The following is a 22,896-nucleotide window of genomic DNA, read 5'->3' as shown; positions in this document are numbered from 1 at the left end:
TTAAAATTTACTTTTCAAAATGTTAATAAATGAACTGGACTTTAAAAAATAAACTTGAGATATTATGAAATAGACCAAACTTACACCAATTACAAATGCTAGTTTTAATATAATATTAGAGAAAGATAATCCTATCCAACTAACTAAAACGTAAGGGACACTATTAAGGAGTATATAAAATATATCACGATCAAATAGAAATACCCTAATTTCCTTTCTAACAAAAACTATTGAAATAATGAGAATAATAATCTCTACTAATAACCAAGTATAAGCTGCACCAATTGCATTGTATTGATTTATTAAAATAAATGCTAATGGAATTGAAATTAAGCAACCACAAAATGTAGTTTTTAAAAGCGCTTCTCTATTAATTATAGTAAGTAATTGTTGACTATATACTTGGCTTAAACCAATAACAAGTACTAAAGGAATAATAATTTTTAATATTTGATTTGAATATTCAAATTCACTTCCTGCTAAAATATTAATAATAATATCAGAATAGAATAGAGTAAAAATGATAATTGGTATAGTTAATGTATAAATAATAACAACATTTTTTTTAACCAATTTATTTACTTCAAAAACTTGTTTTGTATATAATAATGTATTTAATTTTGGTATTATTACAGTGGTCAATGAAGTAAATAAAGCAATAATTATAGCAAATAATTTAGTAACAGTTGTATAATATCCGACCATACTATTATTAGCTAAAAATCCCAGCATAATTATTAACATGGTTGTATAAAAAGATATAAACACCTTATTCAAGCCAAAAATTATAAAAGCTTTTAAATACAGCTTTAATTTTACAAACTTTAGAGAAAATTTTACAAATTTTCTAGAGTAATAAATGTTATAAATACCATTTAAAACAACCATTAAGCAGGACAGTAAGTAAAAAAGAGATGTGTCTGATTTGTCTTTAATTAAGAGAAATATTAAAATAGTAAATATTAGTTTTATAATAATAGATCTTAAAGAAATTACTTTAAAATTTTGCAAACCTTGAAATAACCAATCAATTAAAAATAGTGAAAAAACTAACTTAATTAAACCAATTAAGAAATAATCAAAATATTGATTTAAATGAGGTATAAAAAATACAGCAACTAAAAGGAAAAATATTACTAATAAAGTAAATATCAAATTTAAAATAAAGAGTGATGAAAATATAGTATTTATCTTTTCAGGATGTGATTTATTTTTTGAAATTTCTAAGACCCCAATTGTATTAATCCCCATATTTGCAAATAATAAAAAGTAGCTTATTATACTATCTACAAAATTACAGATACCTAAATTTTCTACTCCAAGTACTCTATTGATATAGGGAAATGAAACCAAAGTGAAAATATACCCAGATACAGTTAGTAAAGAATTATAAAAAAAATTTGATTTAATACTCATTATAAGAATCTAATAATTACTCTATTGAAATGAAATTATTTTTAAGATTTATTTCTTAACCAAAATTTCCAATTTGAACTACTTTTCTTTATATCTGAATAATTCCCATATCCATAGCCGTAACCATAGCCATAGCCATAGCCATAGCCATAATTTGAATAATATGATCCTTTTGACTTGATATCGTTAATAACGATTTGAAGATTTCTGAATTTACTATGTTTTAACAAATTTTTTGGAATATTTAACTGATCCTTAAAAGTAAATCCCTGACGTACTAAATATAAACACACATCTGAATACCTTTCTAGTAATTGAGCATCCGTAACCATTCCTATTGGAGGTGCATCCATAATTATATAATCATATCTTTCAGATAGAGTATCCATTAAAGCATTGGTTCTTTCATGAACTAATAATTCAGCAGGATTAGGAGGAATAGCCCCTGCTTGAATTAAATCTACATTTTCATGGGCTCCAGAAGACATCAGTATTTCATCCACTGTCATTTCTGGTCTTACAATAAAATGTGAAAATCCTTTACCAGCAGGAAGACCTAATTTCGATGTGATTGAAGGTTTTCTCAAATCAAGCTCCATTAACACAACCTTTTTATCTAATAATGCCAAAGCAATTGCTAAATTTAATGCTACATAAGATTTTCCTTCACCAGACATTGAAGATGTAAATAAGATTCTATTTCCTCCAGCCAATGTGAATTCAAGATTAGTCCTCATTGCTCGAAACTGCTCGGCAATTGGAGTACGAGAAGATTTTGTAACAACAATTTGATCATCATCATCCGAATGAGAAATCATACCCAAAATAGTTAAATTTGAGTATTTCTCGATATCATTAATCTCTTGTATTCTTACATTTAAAAGGTTTTGAATATAAAGAAATATTAATGGTATTGATAGGCCTAAAATCAACCCTAATAAATAAATCAATTTTTTATTAGGTGAGATAGGTATCTCTTCAGCTTTTGGTGAATCAATTAATTTTGAATTAGATACATTTGCAGTTCGTCCTATTGCAGTTTCTTCCCACTTCTCTTGAAGAAAAATATATTGAGCTTGTTTTATTTGTTGCAAACGAGCTAAATCAATATATCCCCTTTCTATAGTAGGCACCTGTTGAATTTGTGATGTAATTACTTTTGACAAATCCATTTCACTATTCCTAGCAATTATTAAAGAGTTCCTTGTATTAGATATATTATCAATCATATCTTTTCTCAAACCAAAAATCTGAGTGTTAATATTTTCTATTAAAGGGTTGTTTTCAGTTACACCTAACAACAATCTTTCTCGTTGTAACAATAATTCATTGTATCGGCTAATTAATGTGTTAAATGTAAGATCATTTGGAATTATTGATGAAGGTAAAATTCTTATATTTGATTCATCTTTTAAGTAATCCAAAATACCGTCCAATGAATTTACTTTTACTTCTAATTCTGCTATATTTTTATTGAAATCAGAAGAGTTTTCAATTAAAACACGACTCTGTTGCGAAAGATCAGTTAATTTTGAACTTTGCTTATAGCCAGAAATTCTATCCTCAACATTAGCTAACTCTTTTGTTATGTCAGTTAATCGGGAATTAATAAATGATAAGGTAGAATCAACTATAACATTTTTATCATTCAAATTCAATTCAACATATTTATTTATTAAGGATTTTAGTAATTGTTCCCCTCGTAGTGGTATATGATGTTTTAATGACAAATTAATAGTTGATACATTTTTATTGGTAACCTCCGCAGAAAAAACCTTAGAAATTTGTTCTACTGATTTCCTAACAGGGGAAATTTTAACTCGAAAACTTTCACTATGATCTGTAAATTTTTCATCAGGTTTAATCATTAAATTGCCGATTCCTTCAAATGAAAATGCATCATTAGATGAAACGGTAAAAGAAGTGTCACCATTAGATATTAAATATTTAGAATTGAATGTTGGATCAATTTTTAAATCTAAATGCTCGATTATTGAATCTGGAGATGTTAGTAATTTAATTTTAAAAGGCAATTTAATTATAGGAACATCATGGATTGTACCAATTCGGAAATAATTAATATATTCTTCTTCTTCTAGAATTACTTCCCTCATTAGATCCGAAGTTTTAATTACCTCAACTTCATTATCTACAGAAGATTTAGTGCCCATAATCCCTGATAAATCCGCTAATGCTGATTCACCAAGTAAACCACCTTTTTTATCATCTGAAACTAATAATTTACCCTGTATATTATAAATGGGAATTGTATACCTTAGATAAAAAAAAGACAAAACAATTCCTAAAATACCACATAACAAAAACCAAAACCAATTATTTAGAATTTTACTAATAAATTTTAAAAGTTCCTTATTGTCAGATTTTTTATGATCAGATTCCAACTCATCATCCCAATCAATTTTATTGCTCATTTTAATTTTAATAGACTGTAATAGAAAAAAATTAATTATAACCTTGTAAATGCAACCATTAATACAGATAAAAATGATCCGATCATTGCCAAAGTTTGTGTCCTTGAAGAATTATTTGCTGCGGCTTTAGCTTTTCCTGGTTCTATATACAACACATCATTTTGTCTTAAATAGAAATAGGGTGATGAAAACAAATCACTATTGTTTAAATCTAACCTAACTAATTCCTTTTGGCCAGCAATATCCCTAACTAATAACACATTTTCTCTTTTCCCATAAATAGTTAAGTCTCCTGCTAAGCCTAAAGCATCTAAAACTGTAACTTTTTCATTGGGCACAGTATAGGTAGCAGGCCTAGTAACCTCACCTAAAACAGTAATTTTAAAATTGGCAAATCGCACTTGGACATTTGGTTCTTTGTAATATTGTGACGCTTTTAAAGCAATGGCTTCACGGGCCTGATAAGTACTTAATCCTGCCAGTTTGATTTTGCCTAATAGGGTCATACTTACATATCCATCCTTATCGACCAAAAAACCAGAAATTACTTGGGATCCAACATTAGTTGCTGAACTTGCACCAACAGCTTGAACAGCCATAGACTGATTAGCCACTTGAGATGAGCTAGGATCTAAAGTTTGAATACTAATATTAATCAAATCATCCGATTGAATAACAGGCTCTTGGAAAGTCGCTGCTTGTTTTAATATTTGCAAAGTATCTACAGGAAGATCATTGAAATAAACAATCTTTTTTACAGAACAACTGCTAAATAGCAGTAGCAATAGGAAACAGCATATTCCTATTTGTTTAAATTTTTCTTGAATTTGATAATTTTTCATTGGGTTAACTTGACAATTGTAGTAGTACTAATTAAAGAATGCGTTAAGAGTAAGAAAACAACTCCGCATTCAATATTTTACATTCTTTGAAAAAACTATAAAGGTTGGACTTTTTCAAACCTATTTCTAAGGCTTTAACATGTCGTTCATGGTGAACATCAGTTCCAACAAGACTTACCAAACCTTTAGAAGCTAAATATTTAGCCACACGCTTTTCGTTTGCTCCATAATAACCTAAAACCGAAAGCAAATTGACTTGCATCAAGCAACCAATTTCCTTAAATCGAACTAATTTAGAAGGGTCTTGGTGATAAAAAACATAACGTTCAGGATGTGCTAATATGGGTTTATATCCTTGGATTTGGATATCAAAAATGGTTTTTTCGATCTGCTTATTCTCTTGAATATAAGACATTTCTATTAACACATAATTACCTGGGAGACTAAGTAAACCAGATTGATTTTCTTCTAGTGGAAAACCAGAATCCAACATGTATTCCGCTGCATAAGAACCTAACAAACTATCTACCCCTTTACCTTTTAAAGATTCAAAAGCATGGGAAATAGATCCTTCATTATTCGGATACATTTCCTTAAAAATATGTGGGGTAAAATGAAATTTTTGAATTCCAAGATTGGATAGGCGTTCTAAAATATGTAAACTATCTTCTAGCTGCGCACAACCATCATCAATTCCTGGTAAAATATGGGAATGCATATCTGCATTAATCCATTTCAAATCATTATTTGCAGAGTTACGGCTAAAAAAAGAAAACATCTAAATACGTTAATTTGGTTTGATTTTTTTAAACTCCGATTAAAAGAAATATCCGGCCGGCGCGCCCGGCCGGTATATTCCCCTACAATCACAAGTTTAACACTTGAGCTCTTCAGGCATCTTGCTTTCATTCATCTTATAAAAAATAAGATGTGTAGGTTGAAAGACAAACCTATTTATATGATTATAACTTATCGCACTCTTCAGCTAAAATAGCTAAGTTGGTCGCGCCAGCTTTATTTCCAATAATATCTCCTGAACCAATACCAACTGTAGCGGTATTATCTAACTGAACAGTATGACCGTTTACAACTTTCACTTTATCATTCCAAATTGCTTTGAAATCGTATTTAGTTCCATCAGTTTTTAATAATGTAGTTCTTAAGAATCCATTATCTACAGTACCTAAGTATTTGTATTCTACTGAACCAACAACGCGGTAATACATTTGGAAAGTTGGCAATAAAGTAATAGGAGTTGTGTTAGATGGACAACGTACATACAATTGAAGAGTTGAAGTCGTTCCAGTTACATCAGCAGGATTAGGCAATTGTATGGTTGTAACTTGGCCACAATCCGTTAAATCTGCTTCTGCTAAGAATGAACCATCTGCTTTTTTAATAACAACCTTAACTCCTGTTTTAGGAACATTATCAAAACTGATACTTGGTGAATTTTGAGAAATAGAGTATTGTGTGTTAAATATGATTTGATCACCCCAATGTGCTTCCACAAGCACAGGGTAGGTGGTACCATTTGCCATCCAATCTCCAGAGAAATTAACTACTTGCACACCGGTACAAGCCTCTCCAAACTCAGCCGCCATATAAAATGTTAAGTGAGTTATTGGAAAATTAACAAAGAAACCAGCAGCAGCAGAACCTGTTACAGCAATTTTTTGTTCAAACTTCCAAATGTTATCATTATCGCTATTACTAAATAAATCAAACTGTTGACCAGCAGCTAACGCTTGTCCAGTAATTGGACTTACATAAGAGGAAGGTATTGGCATAGCCACTGTAATAGGTTGACTAAAAGATTCTACTGACTTTCCATTAACAAACATCTTAATATCAGTAACTGCGGCAGGACTAAACGTTCCTGAAACGGTACTTCCATTAGCTAATACTACTGCATCAGAGGACAAATCGCCACCTGGCAATAAATTAACTGCTGATTCATTCTCAGGATTAATCGTAGTAACAGTAACTAGAACAGATCCACCTGTAATAATATTACCATCTTCATCTTTAAATTGTGTGCCCGCAGGGATGTTGATGACCAATTCTTCTCCTGCTACAGCTGAAGGAACTTCAACAGATGTTGCAACAGTTGTAGCACCCGTGTTGGATAGTTCAACAGTTTCTTGAACTTGTTCAGCTCCATCAGGAATAACAATTGGTTGAGTCAAAGTTACGGTCTCAATACCAGAGGATACATCTGAAATTGTTACTGGAACAGTTTGCGTAGTATAACCTGGTGCTGTAAACCTTACTCTAAAACGAATAGGTGTACTTGCCGTAGGAGTACGTTTTGGATCTACCCCAAACGTTACTAAGTTATCAACCATTTTAAAATCCTTAACTCCATTCAAGTTGTAAAGATTTTCAGTATCACCTGAAACTAAAGCAACTTGAACACCTGGAATCGTATTTCCGCTTGCGTCAACAACTTTTAAAGTGGCAAAATGTTGAATTACTTGTGTACTAATTTGTAAATTGAAATCAGTCAATGGGTTTTTACAGGATTCAAAAGCACCTAATAATGCTAATCCTAATGTAAATATGGCGAATTTTTTAATTTTCATAATTTTATATTTTAACAATGACTATTTCCAAAAACGGTAACTAAAACCAACTTCAACACGTGGTAAATAGCGATAGTTCTCCATATTACGTTCAATAATTGCAGCATTGTTCGTGTTTTCTTCCAATAAACCCGTGGCTTCCATTGCTACTGAAGGTTTGGATAGATAATAACAACCCAAATCTACATTCATAGAAAAGCGACTATCAATAATGATATTTTGCCATCCTAATCCTACATATGGATTAATTGTTTCTTTCCAATTAACTTTTGTATTAATGGTTCCTACTAATTCTGGAGAAACTTGAATATCCCCGTATTTATAAGGATTTTTTAAACGTGTCTCTATATTTCCTTCTAATTGGAAGAAATAAGCCGCACCTAATTGAAGACCAAAACTTCTAAAGAATCCACCACTGTTTACAAATGGAGTCCAACCAGCCAAAAGGGAAACATTTCCTGATTTTGCTTTGGTATTACTTACTACGTCACGGTTAGAATAAGTTCCTGCAATTTCCGTTTGAAATGGCATGTAACTCGCGCCTAAGCGTAATCCAAATTTTGTCGCTAGAGGTTTGTACACATGTACTCCAAAACCGGTAGTTCCCATATGTACACCAAGAGATAAAGGCGATGGGTAACCATAAGCATAAGCTGATTGAGGTATTTTATATCTTCCTACTTGAGCTGTCGCTGTATTCAGCGAACTAAGCACGAAGAAAGCTAAAAATACCATCACAAAGAATGAGTTTTTGTTCTTCATAATTTTATAAAAGTTATAATTCATATTCATTAATAAGCATTTTTCTCGCCTTTAACCATGTTCCAGGCGGTCATACAAATAATTTTAAAGTCCAACATTGCAGACCAGTTATTCATATATTCTAAATCATATTCCACACGTTTCGCCATCAATTCTGGCTTCGTAGTTTCACCTCTAAATCCATTCACTTGGGCCCATCCTGTAATTCCAGGTTTTACAAAATGACGAACCATATAATGTTGAATTAATTTACTATAGTGTTCCGTATGAGCTAACATGTGTGGTCTAGGTCCAACTACACTCATTTGACCTAAAAAGACATTAATAAATTGAGGAAATTCATCTAAACTAGATTTTCTTAAAAAATGACCAATAGGGGTAATTCGATCATCACCTTTTAATGCTTGTTTTGCATTAGAATCGGTATTGATCACCATACTTCTAAACTTCAAACAATTAAAGGATCGATTATTTCTACCAGAGCGAGGCTGTTTAAAGAAAATAGGTCCAGGACTTTGAATTTTAATGATTAATCCAACAATAGGTATTAACCAAGATAGTATAAAAACTATTACTAATCCAGAGATTATAAAATCAACTGCACGCTTTTTTATTCGATTATCCATCTCTGAGAGCGAATTCTCATGAGATCTAAGTACCGGTAAATCTAAAGAAATACTCTCTTCTTGCTTTGAACCGTAAGATATTCTAGCGGTTACCGCATGAACAAAATTCAGCTGAACACATTCATGATCCGCAGCCATAATTAATTCTCGACTACAGGCAGAAACATCTGGTGAATTAATTAAAAATACCTCATGTATCCCACGCTTAGAAACTTCTTCGAAATACCTTCTGAATTGATTTACTTTACCTTCTTTCGTGCTGTAATCCAACTCGTCACGATATAAAATCGTGTTTACATTGTAAAAAGCATGGTTTTGTGGAAAAGACGCCATAACATTACTTACATAATCATTATGCCCTATTAAAACAATATCCTTCATCCAACCATATCGACGTGGCATGACCGAATAAATATATGCTAATATAAATCTTGAAAATGCTGCATAAAGTAATATGAAGAAGGATAAGTAACCGATGAAGAAGATGATTCCATCAAATGGATGAGCAATTAAGGCACAGCCTGCAAATAGAAAAATGACTGATAATACAGTTTGTATGGTAGATTTAAATACTTTTTCAATGTATTCTATGGTACTATCGGAGTACATTCTTAAATACAAACTGGAAATAATCAATACTAAATTGAAGGTCACCCAAATTGAAAAAGGATTAGCAGAATTAAACAGTTGTAAATCAACAGCCTCTATATTAGAAACCAAAAAAATTGTTGACCCAAATATTAAATTCAAGCATAAAAAATCAGTCATAGCTAGTAGTAACTTTAAACAAGTCAAAACACGATTTTGAACATATCTATACATATCACACTGATTTGTGAAAAGAAAAGAACTATTTATCTTAGCTATATTATAACCGTAAAGTATGATCACTATTATCCAAGGTCATAATTTTATCTCCAATTAAATTATAACCAATATAGAATGAGAAATTATATTAAAATAACATCACCCGATGGATAAAAATAGAAATACGATTAGTAATTACTGCGTAAAATGCATAAGACGTTTCTTCTCTGTTTTTGTTGATTCTTTTGTTAATAAATAGTTTGTTTTGCAGTTCAAAGGATTTAAAAATTTCTTTTCAGGTTGATAAAAAACCAATGAACAACAATTCCACTAACTTACGTTAGGCTCAATGTGATGTACTTGTGTTTGATTGTAGACTGCAAATATAATCAATAATTGTAAATATCAAACCACAATTTAAATTTTTATGAAATAAAAATGAATTTGAATATTACTGATAATATATTGAATGAATTCATACTAGCTTATTTATATTATAATAATTGATATATTATAAATGTATTTGAAGAATACAACTTAAATAAATAATTAACATTAAATATTTATTAAAATTTCATACAATAGAAAATCATTTAATGAATATTTTGACAAAAAATGATAATTAAATTTAAAAATTAAAGATTTTTAATATTAAAAATCTTTAATTTATTCAAAAACTTAATAAAATATATTATTAATCTTATTAATGAGATAATTATTAACAACATCCGTTAATAATGGCAGCAATTTGCCAATTCCATGATTTTAGCAAAAAAAATATTGGCCTAGTTTTTGATAAAGTAGATGCCAAAAAAATAAGTCAATATAAAACAAACCTATCGTTTGCTTTATATTGACTTATTTAGATATTGAAATCCTATCTAATTTACCAGATTAAAATTTATCGATCTATTCGTATCATAAGCTAATCTTATTTTACTTGGATTAACAATGAAGATAAAACTTGTGCATACCATCTTGACAGGTAATCATTTGTATGGTTAATATTATTACCAGTCATATCTTCATAAGCTTTATAGTTTAATAACCATTGGTGCCAATAGGTCATATCAGCGACCGCAATTCCTTTTCCTTGCATTGCTAATATTCCAGACCTATAATTCGTCTGTATGTTATTATGAATAGAAGCTGGATTGGCAACCATGGTATTTATTATAATAAATTCACAATTAGGATTGGACGCTCTTATTTTAGAAATCATTCCTTTGATTTGTTCTAAAAAAGTTTTTTCAGGAACACCTGCAGTCCCATCATTCATTCCAAATCCAATTACCACTAAATCTGGTTTCTCTTCAATCACTTGACCCACCTGATCTAATCCCCAAGACGCGGCCATACCACCAACAGCTAAGTTTTTAAATGTTATTTGATCTGAAAAACTCCTTCTTAAATTATATATGAACAATTTTGCCCAATCTGGCATAAAAGGAGCCACTTTTTGAAACGCACTACTATTAGCTCCCGTTTCAATACTATTTCCCCAGAATACAACATGAAGTTGTTTGTTTTTCTTCAATTTCTGACTAGTAAGAGGAAGGTTCCGTGTCATGGTAAGTTTCAAACCTTTATCCCTATTGCTTTTATTCGGAACATAGGTTACGGCTATTTGTTTCGATCTTAAAAGTTCACCTTCACTAAACAAGACAAAGGTTCCCTTTTGTTTTCCAGGTAAAGATGCCCCCTTCTTCTCTTCAGTTAATAACAATTCATCCCTCCTAAAAAAAGGAATTTTTGATGTCTTTGGGATGAATAGTTTCCCATCCTGATAATCCCAATCAATTCCTTTTTCATAATTTTTATCTAAATAAGTATTACGAATCCTTAGGATAGATTTAGCCGGAAACAATAAACTCCCTTGAATTAAACCCTCTTGCTCTGAAATAGGCATTACAAGTTCATCATAAATAGTATCTGCAACCAAAAATGGTTGCAGATACTGATCTAATGAAATATATTTCTTCCAATCTTCACCAATTCCTTCTAATGATTGTGCATAGAGAATTGGACTTGCAAAAATTGAAATTAAACAGGTAATAATAATTTTCATTATCTAATTTTTATTAATGTATGTTAAGTTGAACTTACTAATTTCAAAACCAACATCAAATGTACCCGGTACCTCCCATCCTAAATTCATACCCGAAACTTTAAATTCCTGTTCCAATGAACCGGTGAGAAATCCTCGTTGTTTTGCAGTTTGTATTGCTTTAATGATGTAAGGAAATAAATCAATATCTACACTTATTTCATCCCCATGATGAAAGGTTTTATTACCTAAATGTGTCTCAGAAGCCAAACTATAAATAAACTTCCCAGTCGCATCATCTTTAGCTACATCTTGCGAAGCATATAATGGAATCTTTTCATACCTATAATCATAAAAGGGAATGCCAAACCACACATAATCTCCATAATATGCAGAGTTTTTATTCAAGTTTTGAATGGAAAGAAATAATTGAAATTGAGCGGTATGTAATCCTTTATCAAATTCTGAAGCTTTCATTTTAAGTTCAGATTTTGTCAATTTACCTTTAAATTTCAGCCTTAACTCCTTCAAGTCTTTAATTGCAGGCTGCTGTTTAAAAGCTTGTTCAATTAATAAATGTGGCCAAAACTCCCCATATTTCCTCGGACTTGTATACTCTTTTGAAGTCAACAAATTCATTTGAATAGGGTAAGGTTTATTTGCACCTGTATGAAATGACAATTGCTTCCCCTCATTTTGGTAAGAAACTAAATTTGAGTTATTCAACTTATCATCTTCTGTAAGAAAAAATTTGGTCCCCCATTCTGCCAATTCCCAATCAGGTTGCGCTGGTGATCCTAAAAATGGATAAATGTTTCCCGGGGATTCAGATGGGTTTCCTCGTTTTAATATCAAACCTTTTGCAAACATCTCATCATCGACAAGCGTGATCGTATCTACCTTTTGTTCCGTTTTATTTGGCCCTTGACCAACATCTGTTGCAGAAGAACAAGCAATCACTACAGGTACAGTAATGAAAAACAAGCGACTAAATGAGCTTAGAAAATTCATGTTCATATATAGTTTATAATGTTTCTACCTTTAAATTATCAAATACAATATCTACAGGATTAGCTAATCCAAAATAATAAAACCCTGGAGAACCTCCTACATAAGGTGAGGAATCTGTTACGGTTTGTTCAAGTAATATTCCGTTGGTATCTTTATTTGAAATAACAATTCGGAGGCTCCCAGCTTGTGACGAACTAACTTCAATCAAATAAGGAACTCCTGCAGCAAACCCTTCGAACTCTTGATTGATCAGAATTGATGCCCAATTGTTTAACCCATTTTCATTGGTCTTTAATAATTGAACTGTACGATCTAGAATTCTCAATAGATAAAACCTCATATTATCTGATTGTGCATTAAATATCAAACCCACGAAATTTCCTGTAGTGGCTTTCAACTCAGCATTTAATTTGAAAAAGTTCCCTTCACCGGCTTTCATACTAAGTTCTGCATCACGATACAACATATACGAATCCACCCCTCCTGCATTTGTAAATAATTGATTCGATTTTAAACTAAATACCCCTTGCACGATTTGCCAATTACTCCCTATTGGATTAGGATTGGTTGCGGAAGTCACTAAAGGCACATCGGTTCGATTAAAATCATCCGTAAAAATTTTAGACTTAACTAACGAGATATTGACTTTGTTGGAAATTTTCCCACGGGTTCTTACAGAAACCCCAAGAATATTTGAAGTAAGTTCAGGAATTTTAACCTCAATTTTTTCTGCGGTAGCGGATAATACTTCTACAATAGTTTGACCCAATTTCACTTCATTCTCACTTGGACTTTCCGAAAAATTGATACCATTGATTGTTAAGACATCTCCAACACCTACATTTTCTGGACTTAATGTAATGATGCGAGGTATGGGATCCAAATTAGGAATGATCGTATCTTTATCCTTACAGCCGCCAATTATTATTGTTAGCAGGCTTAGGTAAATAAATAGAATATTTTGATAGATTTTCATCGTTTGTTTAATTAAATAAAATCATTGAATTATTTGTTTGTCTATAGTTTACCAACCTGGATTTTGATACCATTTTTTCATTAAGGTAAGTTCCCCAAATGGAATTGGTAGAATAAGGTGATTTTCTGTATAAGATTTTCTTCTACCAGTTACAATCCTTTTGCCCACATAATTGTCTCCGGACTTACTCCATTCTATCCCGGTTGTTAATTTATCAGTACTTTCTAGAACCTTCCATCGCCTTACATCCCAAAAACGATGCTCTTCAAAGGCTAATTCAACTTGTCTTTCCCTATGAATCCGATTTCTCATTTCCTCTTTAGACAATCCCTGAGGTAAATCAGGCATCTTGGCTCTATTTCGAATAGCATTAACCGCATTATATACTTCTATACTTGGCCCTTCAGCCTCATTAGCCGCTTCCGCATAATTTAAAAACAGTTCTGCTAATCGATATTTCTTAAATCTGGAGGTACCCGTATTTGGATCAAGTTGCTTAGGGTCTCTAAATTTTCTTAAATAATATCCATTACCTGTACGTTGCATGATACTTGAGATTCCGTCAGCTCCTCCTAGATAAGTTTGTATATAGTGTGGTTTACCATTTATTTCCCCATAGTATGCATTATTATACCAAACCGTTGCATAAAATCTTGGATCTCTATTACGGTAAGGGTTTGCCTCATCATAACCGGATAACACATTGATTATAGGAAAAAGGTGGTCCTCGTCATAATATCCAGAAATGGCGGGAATGCCATTAGCCATATCATAAGCATCTACCAATTCCTGTGAAGGACTTACTCCTGCTTTATCTCCTCCTATTGAAGGTATCGCATGCATTCTAAACATTAAATGACTGAATTCATGAGCTTGATAGGTTTTTATCTCAAAAATTGTTTCCTTATCCGCCGGGTTTGCACTTAGATCAGTACGCCCTATAAAATAGGTTTCATAATCATCAAAAAGTTCATAATTACTAGCTCCTAAAACTTCTAATGAGGCTTTGCTAGCTTCTGCAGCGCTTTTCCAAAGATCTAAATCCCCTGTTTTATTGTGCAATGGACTTGCCCCAAATAATAACGCTTGAGAACGGATAGCATGTGCTACTGCTTTTGAAAACCTACCCCTTTCAGGTTCCGTAGTAATACGCATAGGTAATGCTTGTTCAGCAATGGCTTCATCACAATTTTGCTTAATAAATGCGACACATTCATTAAAGCTATTCCTTTCTAAATCTTCAAATTTATAATCACTCGTAAACTCTTTATCCACCACAGGCATTTCACCAAACATTTTAATGAGTTCTAAATAAAAGAATGCTCTCAAAACCTTTACCTCGGCAATTATTCGAGCCTTAGTCTGCAAATTATTAAATGGTGTTTCTACAATATTTTGCAAGAAGACATTGCATTGCCTAATTCCTGCCCAGTTTTTTCTATAGTAATTTCCATTCGAAGTAGCATCAGATGTGCCAGTAGAAAACTGGATATCTAAAGGATTCCAATTAGGACGTAATTCTCCATTATACCATCTCGAAGGTGCTCTACCCATGTCCGAAGGAAAATCATTATCATGAGCTTCATCTGAAAATCCCGCTAGCATCGTATAATAATTATACCCTGTACCGTACGGATTGATATTCATGTAAATCGTATTTACATATTCAGAAGCCATAAGTTCATCAGAAAACACTTCCTCCAAGGTTAAACGGCCATCTGGCATAATATCCAAAGGATCGTTTTTACAAGATTGTATGAGGATAACGATTAGTATGGCAATAATTTTTATATATTTTTTCATGATCTGTAACTGCTAGAAAATTAAAATGTAACGTTCACTCCACCATTAAATACACGATAAACCGGGTAGCTCAAGGAGTTATTAATTTCAGGATCAAAATCCTTTGTTTTCATCCAATCCCAAGTATGGAGATTCATACCATTAACATAAAACCTTACTTCTTTAGCACCTATTATCTTGGCTAATTTCGCCGGCATTCTATAGCCTATCTCCACATTTTTAAGCCTAATGAAGCTGCGATCCTCTAGGAAAAATGAATTAAACTCACGTTCACTTACCGAGCTACCTAAACTTAATCGTGGGTACAAAATCTCTGCTCCGCTAGCTGCTCGTTCTTCGGTCCATGATTGAAGATGTCTTTCTCTAAAATCCAAAAATCCAAATGTTCCATAACCTGATAACGGTTGGGTTACATTAAACATCCCTTGAAATAAAAAGGACAAATCAAAGGTTTTATAGTTTACATTAAAGGCGCCACCAAAAGTATATTCAGGTAATCCCGAATAACCTAAAGGAACTAAATCTCTTTCATCGATAATTTTATCATTATTAGCGTCCACATATTTAAAATCACCTGGTCGTACAGTATACCCAACATAATTTAAACCTTCGGATTCAATTTCTTCATAGCTTTTGTAATAACCATCTCTTAACTGATACCCAAAAACTTGTCCAATTCTATACCCTGTTTGTCTATTTCGGTAGGTAAAATCGGATGGTAACTCTAACTCATCAGAGAATAAAACTTTATTCCTGGAAAAATTCCAATTTAACTTAGATAAAATAGACCAATCCTCATTAAATCTTTTGCTGTAATTAAGCTCTAATTCATACCCTAAATTCTCAACAACACCCATATTTACAGGACTCATTCGACTTGATTCAACGCCGTAAACCATTGGAATACTTTGTCTATTTATTAAGATATTATCTCTTTTTTCATGAAATAAATCAACTACTAGATTTATGTCATTTAGAATCCCTAACTCCAAACCGATATTCGTCTTTTTAGCAACCTCCCATTGGATGTTTTGATTGCCTAAATAGCTTTCAGATATTAATCCACCTCGTCCTAATGATCCACTATAGCCACCAGAAATTTGTCTTTGTATATCATCTAGATATAAGAATCGACGACCTCCAAGTCGATCGCTTCCCACACGACCGTAGGTCGCTCTTATTTTTAATAAGTTTATTACAGAATTTATGGAGAAAAATTCCTCATTGGAAATAACCCATCCACCTGAAACTGTTGGAAAAAAGCCATAACGTTTACCTTTTGCAAATTGCTCAGATCCATTATATCCAGCATTAAATTCAGCGAAATATTTATTGTCATAACCGTAAATACCACGTAAGGCAATACCTCTTAGGTTATAAGGAAGTCGATCATTAGGCATGACCCGCATTTCTTGCTGAGCCATTAACATTCCCGTCACAGCATGCTTTTCCTTAAATGTTCTATTGTAGTCTGCAGAGATTTGAAAATTAAAAAACGATTGAAAATTTGAACCACTCCCTATACTTAATGGCGTATTCTCAGACTCTAAAAACATTCGCTTATACTCTATACTATCCATACCTATATGATTGGATGTATTAGGATCAATCACCTGCATCCAACGTTGATAATCTTTGGATGCGGACAAATTATAAATGGTTCTTGTGTCGAATGAAGCCATAAATTTCGCTGACAATCCTTCAGTTACTTGCTTTAAATCTTGTTTCAAGCCCCAAGATGCCGTAATGTTATTTCTTGTTTCTTGACGATAACCCGAACGATTTATTAATGCCCAGGGAGAAACATTATAATTTCCTGGTCCAATCAACACTTCCCCATCCGGACTTAATGGTCCTGGAAGTACTGGCGGAAAATAACTGTAGGTTCTTCTAAAAATTTCATCTGTATTTGCATTTGGAGAGTTTACTTGTTCAAAATATCCAGCAGCATTTAAAAACGTACTTAATGAACCTGATTTCGTCAATTTAGCATCAATATTGGATCTGAAATTATACCGCTTTAAATATCCAGATGGATCATATTCTTTAACGTCCGGATTTATTTTCCATTGACCTCCTTGATTCAAATAACCTACATTCACAAAATATTGCACAAAATCTCCCCCACCGTTGATATTTAAATTGTACCTCACTTGACTTACATAATCATTAAATAGCTGTTCTTGCCAGTTCGTATTGGGATAAGCTTGAGGGTAATCTTGAAATTTGAATCGATCTAATGCATATTCTGAATAGGGCGGTTGATTTACAGGATCATTGGGGTCAACATTTGGATTATCGTTACCCCATGCCTCATTTCTTAACCTCGCCCAGTCAAAAGAATTCAACACTGTTGGTGTTCTTGTGAAACCCTGATAACCCTGCTCATATGTTAAGCCTATGGCTGGCTGACCACTTTCTCCTCTTTTTGTTGTTACTAATATGACTCCATTCGCCCCTCTAACTCCAAATAATGCCGTCGAAGAGGCATCTTTTAAAATAGTGACACTTTCCACCTCATTAGGGTCAATATAAGTCATTTCTCGCTCTACCCCGTCTACTAAAATTATTGGAGCAGTTGCATTTAATGTTCCCATACCTCGCAAAAACAATGCGGTATGATCTCTACCGGGCTCACCGCTTCGCTGAAGAGTTGTCAATCCAGGTAACCTACCTGCTAAAGTTACCGCCAGATTTGCTGCCGGACTCTGTTTAATTTCTTTTGTTTGAATCGACGCAATAGCTCCGGTGACAGAAATTTTCTTTTGCTTCCCAAACGCCACAACGACCACTTCCTCTACACTTGCTGTATTATCCTGCAAAACCACTTGAAGTTGAGTAACAGCAGACTCCACTTTGATTAGTTGTGAAATAAAACCAACACGTTTAAATTCCAAAGTTTCACCTTGCTTAGCAACAATTTCAAATCGACCTTCTTCATCAGAAACTGTCCCACGATCTGTCCCTCGGACCAATACTGTGACAGCATTCAACGTATTTCCAAGGCTGTCTCTAACGACACCTTTAATGGTCTGTTGAAGATTTATTTTGCTGGTCTCAGGTTTTTCCACACGAATTTGATGTGGCTCTGCCCCCTTCTTTATTACGACCACGTCATCCTGAATTTCGTATGAAATAGATTGACCTTTAAATAGAAGATTTAATGTATTGGTCAAATCTTCATTCTCAACCTCTATATTCACGAGTTTTAATTGAACATCTCGTAAATTATAGAAAAAGCTCACCCCACTTTGTTTCTCAATTTTTTTGAGAACAGATTTCAAGGGAGCATTTTTCACTTTAAGACTCACTTTTTGCCCAAAGACATGTGCAGAAAGTTGAAAACTAAAGAAGGTTATAATAATCAGTATAAGCTTTATTCGCATAAATAATTGTTTGTTAAATAGCGGCAACAAGCATTTTAATAGTATTAAATGCATACTTTTGTATGGTTTAAGTTTAATAATCAATGTTTTCTATCTTCTGTAATTGAGATTTATTGGTTTACTTTTACCAAGCTGGAGATGTTGCAACCATTTCCAGCTTTATTACAAACCAATTTTTTTTAGCTAATTGGGTATCATGTTTTCATCAGTTAGGTTTACGATTTATGGTTAATACTTTATTATCTATCAACTCAAAACTTACGCCCGCAAGTTTTAAAATATTCAAGGCTTTACTTAGATTGACGTTCTTTGGGATCCTTCCATTAAATAAATCATCTGACTTTTCAATCTCAAAATTTACTTCGATATCATACCAGCGTTTGAATTCATTCATTACTTGATAAATATCTGCATCCACGAAATAAAAATACCCGTCCTTCCATGCGATAAACTCTTCAGGGTCTACAATCTTTTTAGTGATTTGACCTTTATACAGTATTGATTGTCCCCCTTCGTGCAGAATGACTTTCTCCAAAATTTCTTGATTCGAGTCTATGGATTTTACCGCTACAGTACCTTCTGAAACGGTTGTAATAGTTTCTTGTGCACTGCCATAGGATTTCACGTTAAAGGCTGTCCCTAGTACTTCAATCTTTTGCTTTTTAATTAGGACTTCAAATGGAACTGTTTTCCCATCGACTATCTTTTTGCTAACTTCAAAATAAACCTCCCCTGCCAATAACTCTACTGACCTAGTTCCCGTATTAAATGTCGAAGGAAAACGAATAGAGGTTTCAGAATTTAACCATACATGAGTACCATCGGCTAATTCTAATTTATATTCCCCACCACGAGGGGTAGACATAATTGCATAATTACTAGCAAGTGCTGATTTATTTTCAACGTTATTATATATCGAAGAGCCATCCAAATAAACGATATTATCTCCAATACTAACCCCGCTTTGGGTTGAACTTAATTGAATTTTATGCCCACTTTCCAATTCCAATGTTGCTTTTGTACTACCAGGCTTTATCTCCTCAAGACCTAGATTAGGCTGACTAACAGGTTTTTTAAAATAATTAATAGAATAAATTCCAATTGATATTATAACCAACAAACTAGCAGCGATGCTTACATATTTATAGATTTTAAACTTTTTGTTCCTTTCCTTTTTGTCAAAATCTAGTTTACTACTTATGCTATCAAATATTTGAAGCTTTAGTTCCTCTTCATTTTTAGCAATAGTATCAAAAACGACTAGCTCATGATCAGACATATCAGAATACCATGCTAAAAATTCTTCTTTCTCAGCTTCGGTAATTTCACCCGATATCCATTTGGATGCTAAATATTGATAACGTTGGAAATTGATCATAGTAAGGTCTATACAATAAAGTCCCCTATAGAAGGGAAATCCCCTATTGCTTATGCGAAAAAAAATAGGATCTGATTTATAATAGCGTCATCATATAGCCCGCTAATTTGGCTCGTAGTATTTTATAGGCTTTCCCTAAATGATTTTCAACTGTTTTTTCCGATATTTCTAATGCAGAAGCGATCTCCTTCTGACTCTTTCCTTCTTCTTTACTCAGCCGAAACACCAATTGACATCGTTCGGGCAACAAGACAATATTTCGCTCCAATTCATCCCTCAATTCATCAAATTCAACAGTACGCTCGGTAGTCGCCTCAATAAAATTATTGTCAATCAAGGAATTTAAATAAAGGTTCGCATGGTACTGCTTGTCTAAATGTTTAATAACCCGATATTTAACGGAGGCAGACAAATAATTTTTTAAAGAAGTATTCACTTGTAAAACATCCCTTCGATTCCATAACGACACGAAAATATCTTGTACTATTTCCTCGCCATCCTCTATACGACCCAATTTTTTAGTTGCCACAAACAATAAAGATTTCCAGTACCGATTATAAATTTCAGCAAATGCCTTATTATCTCCTTTAATAAGCAGTTCCAACAATTCCAAATCCGACATTTCGATAATGGGAGGCATCCGCAGGTTCTTTAAATTTGGTTAATGGTTATACCTTTTACAAAAATATAGCAATAAATTACCAAACTATCCTGCACTTACCTGCATTACTATTTGCTAAAAATCAATTAACCAAGCAATTATAAAAATTGAATTTTTACCCGTATTGTTGTAACTTTGAAATGTATTAAAATATTTACCTAATAAAAGAGAAGTACAATAAACATTCAACTATTACACATAAAAAGTTAACAAGTTAACAAACTTATTATTACTGAATTAAAAAAGATCACGCGTTATTAATAATAGCATTATTTACCCTAGTTGGAATGGAAGACGCTAACAGCCTCTATAAAGATATATTATTAGACGTTTCGTCCGGTAATGAAAAAGCATTTGCCTTACTCTATGATTTATTCGCTGAAGATCTATCTAAACATATTCTAGCTAAAGTTGGTGACATGTTAACGGCAGAAGATATTTTACACGACCTTTTTCTTTCTCTTTGGAAAAACCGCAAAAAACTTCCAGAAATAAAATCGCTCCCAGCTTACCTCTATTCCTCTTGTAGGTACTTGATTTTATCCTATTATAGAAATAAGGACAAACTTAGTATGTCTAATCTTGATATTCAAAACTTAGATATTCTTAATGAAGATATCCCTTTGGAAGAAAGAATGCATTATCGTTACATCATAGATATCGTAAATCAAGAAATTGAAAATTTACCAGAAAAATGTAGGGAAATTTTTAAATTAAGTCGAGTTGATTACCTCAGTAATAAAGAAATAGCGCAGCGATTAGCAATTTCAGAATCTACAATAGAAAAACATATCAACAAGGCTATCAAAAGATTAAGATTAGCAAGTAAAAATTTAACAATTATTTTATAATTTTTTAAAAGTTGAGTAGAAGCTAAGCTTAATTCTATACACATGTATTATAACGGACATAAAATGGTCATATGATACAGAAATACCAATTAATACAATTAATTACCAAATTCCTAAATACAAAGGAAAATTCTTCTCAAAAGGAAGAAGTTATAAATTGGTATAATCAGCATTCGACTTATGACCAAAAGCTTTTAGAAGAAAAAGCTGCTGTTTTACAAAAAAACACAAAAACAAGGCTTGTAAAATCCATCAATTCACCAAAGACAAAAATTGTTAAGTTTCTCAACATACGAAATGCGGTAGCAGCTTCCATTTTACTTATTGGAATATCTTCTTGGATATTTTTCTTATCCAATACGGCTAAAGTCAAATTAGCTACAGCTAATCAATTAGCAAGTGTGCAACCTGCACAGGAACGAGCCATCATTACTTTAGAAAATGGTAAAAAAATCGAATTGGATAAATTAAAAATTAATGAAACTATACAAATTGACAATATTACAATTAGTAAAGATGAGCATGGAAAAGTAAGTTACCGTCAATCAGATAGCAAAAAAGAAATTATCCAATTAAATACCTTGTCTGTTCCTAAAGCATCCATCTACAGTCTAATGCTAACAGACGGGACAATCGTGACTCTAAATGCAGGATCCAAATTAATTTACCCAAGTAGTTTTGGCGATGGTGACCGAAGCGTATTTTTAGAAGGTGAAGGATATTTTGAAGTAACAAAATCAAAAAACAATACCCGATTTATCGTTAAAACATCGAAGCAACAAGTCACAGTCTTAGGCACTAAGTTTAACATAAAAGCGTATCCTGAAGAAACAAAAACTCAAACTACCTTGGCTGAAGGAAAAGTTTCCATTAGCAACCTAGCTACTGCTGAAACAGCAAAAATATTAATGCCCAATCAACAAGCAACAAACAATAATTTTTCCCCGATGTCCATAGAAACTATTGATATTGAAAATGCCATAGGATGGACAAAAGGGCAATTTTGTTTCGATGGGAAAAATACAACTGCCGTATTCGAAGAAATTGCAAGATGGTATGATGTAGATATGGATTACAGTAATTATCAGCGTAATACTACGCAATACAAAGGAAAAATTCCAAGAAATTTATCCTTAGACAAATTAATGAAATTATTGAATTTTGCAGAAATTCACACGAAAGCTAGCCTTACAAATAACCAACGAATTAAATTACAATTAAACTAATCTAAAGAAATGATTATGAATTACACGTATACAAACAGCACTTAAGCGAACGCCATAAAAGCTAATAAAAACGGATCCTGTTGGCGC

Annotated in this window: 16 protein-coding genes; 2 read left to right on the top strand and 14 right to left on the bottom strand. The window is 32.6% G+C overall.

From position 1 onward, the window contains the following. The 14 genes from ACFRAE_RS10770 to ACFRAE_RS10705 form a co-directional block, all read right to left on the bottom strand. The gene (locus ACFRAE_RS10770) at nt 1–1,416 is read right to left on the bottom strand and encodes an oligosaccharide flippase family protein (protein ID WP_422797163.1); all 1,416 of its coding nucleotides are present in this window, start codon (nt 1,414–1,416) and stop codon (nt 1–3) included. 41 nt (nt 1,417–1,457) lie between these two features. Next, the gene (locus ACFRAE_RS10765) at nt 1,458–3,848 is read right to left on the bottom strand and encodes a GumC family protein (RefSeq protein WP_422797162.1); all 2,391 of its coding nucleotides are present in this window, start codon (nt 3,846–3,848) and stop codon (nt 1,458–1,460) included. 35 nt (nt 3,849–3,883) lie between these two features. After that, nucleotides 3,884–4,690 carry a polysaccharide biosynthesis/export family protein gene (locus ACFRAE_RS10760; RefSeq protein WP_422797161.1) on the bottom strand — a complete coding sequence of 269 codons (807 nt, stop codon included), beginning with the start codon at nt 4,688–4,690 and terminating at the stop codon, nt 3,884–3,886. A 43-nt stretch (nt 4,691–4,733) separates the two neighbouring features. After that, nucleotides 4,734–5,468, bottom strand: a complete 735-nt coding sequence (locus ACFRAE_RS10755; RefSeq protein ID WP_422797160.1) for a tyrosine-protein phosphatase — start codon at nt 5,466–5,468, stop codon at nt 4,734–4,736. A gap of 184 nt (nt 5,469–5,652) precedes the next feature. Continuing rightward, complete coding sequence (locus tag ACFRAE_RS10750; protein ID WP_422797159.1) at nt 5,653–7,275, bottom strand: hypothetical protein; 1,623 nt, start codon at nt 7,273–7,275, stop codon at nt 5,653–5,655. Nucleotides 7,276–7,296: 21 nt separating this feature from the next. Beyond that, nucleotides 7,297–8,037 carry a hypothetical protein gene (locus ACFRAE_RS10745; RefSeq protein WP_422797158.1) on the bottom strand — a complete coding sequence of 247 codons (741 nt, stop codon included), beginning with the start codon at nt 8,035–8,037 and terminating at the stop codon, nt 7,297–7,299. Nucleotides 8,038–8,066: 29 nt separating this feature from the next. Next, nucleotides 8,067–9,431, bottom strand: a complete 1,365-nt coding sequence (locus ACFRAE_RS10740; protein WP_422797157.1) for an exopolysaccharide biosynthesis polyprenyl glycosylphosphotransferase — start codon at nt 9,429–9,431, stop codon at nt 8,067–8,069. A gap of 970 nt (nt 9,432–10,401) precedes the next feature. Next, the gene (locus ACFRAE_RS10735; protein ID WP_422797156.1) at nt 10,402–11,538 is read right to left on the bottom strand and encodes an SGNH/GDSL hydrolase family protein; all 1,137 of its coding nucleotides are present in this window, start codon (nt 11,536–11,538) and stop codon (nt 10,402–10,404) included. 3 nt (nt 11,539–11,541) lie between these two features. Beyond that, nucleotides 11,542–12,528 (bottom strand): hypothetical protein, encoded by a 987-nt coding sequence (locus tag ACFRAE_RS10730; protein WP_422797155.1) that lies wholly within the window; start codon nt 12,526–12,528, stop codon nt 11,542–11,544. 13 nt (nt 12,529–12,541) lie between these two features. After that, complete coding sequence (locus tag ACFRAE_RS10725) at nt 12,542–13,504, bottom strand: IPT/TIG domain-containing protein (protein ID WP_422797154.1); 963 nt, start codon at nt 13,502–13,504, stop codon at nt 12,542–12,544. 48 nt (nt 13,505–13,552) lie between these two features. After that, complete coding sequence (locus ACFRAE_RS10720; RefSeq protein ID WP_422797153.1) at nt 13,553–15,307, bottom strand: RagB/SusD family nutrient uptake outer membrane protein; 1,755 nt, start codon at nt 15,305–15,307, stop codon at nt 13,553–13,555. A 20-nt stretch (nt 15,308–15,327) separates the two neighbouring features. Then, complete coding sequence (locus ACFRAE_RS10715; RefSeq protein ID WP_422797152.1) at nt 15,328–18,693, bottom strand: TonB-dependent receptor; 3,366 nt, start codon at nt 18,691–18,693, stop codon at nt 15,328–15,330. A 205-nt stretch (nt 18,694–18,898) separates the two neighbouring features. Next, nucleotides 18,899–20,071, bottom strand: coding sequence for a FecR family protein (locus ACFRAE_RS10710; RefSeq protein WP_422797151.1), 1,173 nt, complete (start codon nt 20,069–20,071; stop codon nt 18,899–18,901). A gap of 76 nt (nt 20,072–20,147) precedes the next feature. Continuing rightward, complete coding sequence (locus ACFRAE_RS10705) at nt 20,148–20,711, bottom strand: RNA polymerase sigma-70 factor (protein WP_422797150.1); 564 nt, start codon at nt 20,709–20,711, stop codon at nt 20,148–20,150. A 308-nt stretch (nt 20,712–21,019) separates the two neighbouring features. Between ACFRAE_RS10705 and ACFRAE_RS10700 the strand changes: the two genes are divergently transcribed. Together ACFRAE_RS10700 and ACFRAE_RS10695 are read left to right on the top strand one after the other, a co-directional pair. After that, the gene (locus tag ACFRAE_RS10700) at nt 21,020–21,583 is read left to right on the top strand and encodes an RNA polymerase sigma factor (protein WP_422797149.1); all 564 of its coding nucleotides are present in this window, start codon (nt 21,020–21,022) and stop codon (nt 21,581–21,583) included. Nucleotides 21,584–21,654: 71 nt separating this feature from the next. After that, nucleotides 21,655–22,809 carry a FecR family protein gene (locus ACFRAE_RS10695; RefSeq protein ID WP_422797148.1) on the top strand — a complete coding sequence of 385 codons (1,155 nt, stop codon included), beginning with the start codon at nt 21,655–21,657 and terminating at the stop codon, nt 22,807–22,809. Nucleotides 22,810–22,896 lie beyond the last annotated feature (87 nt).

It is taken from the genome of Sphingobacterium sp. HJSM2_6 (assembly GCF_049316305.1).
In the GTDB taxonomy this organism is placed as follows: Bacteria; Bacteroidota; Bacteroidia; order Sphingobacteriales; family Sphingobacteriaceae; genus Sphingobacterium.
This window is presented reverse-complemented; position numbering and strand designations above follow the sequence as displayed.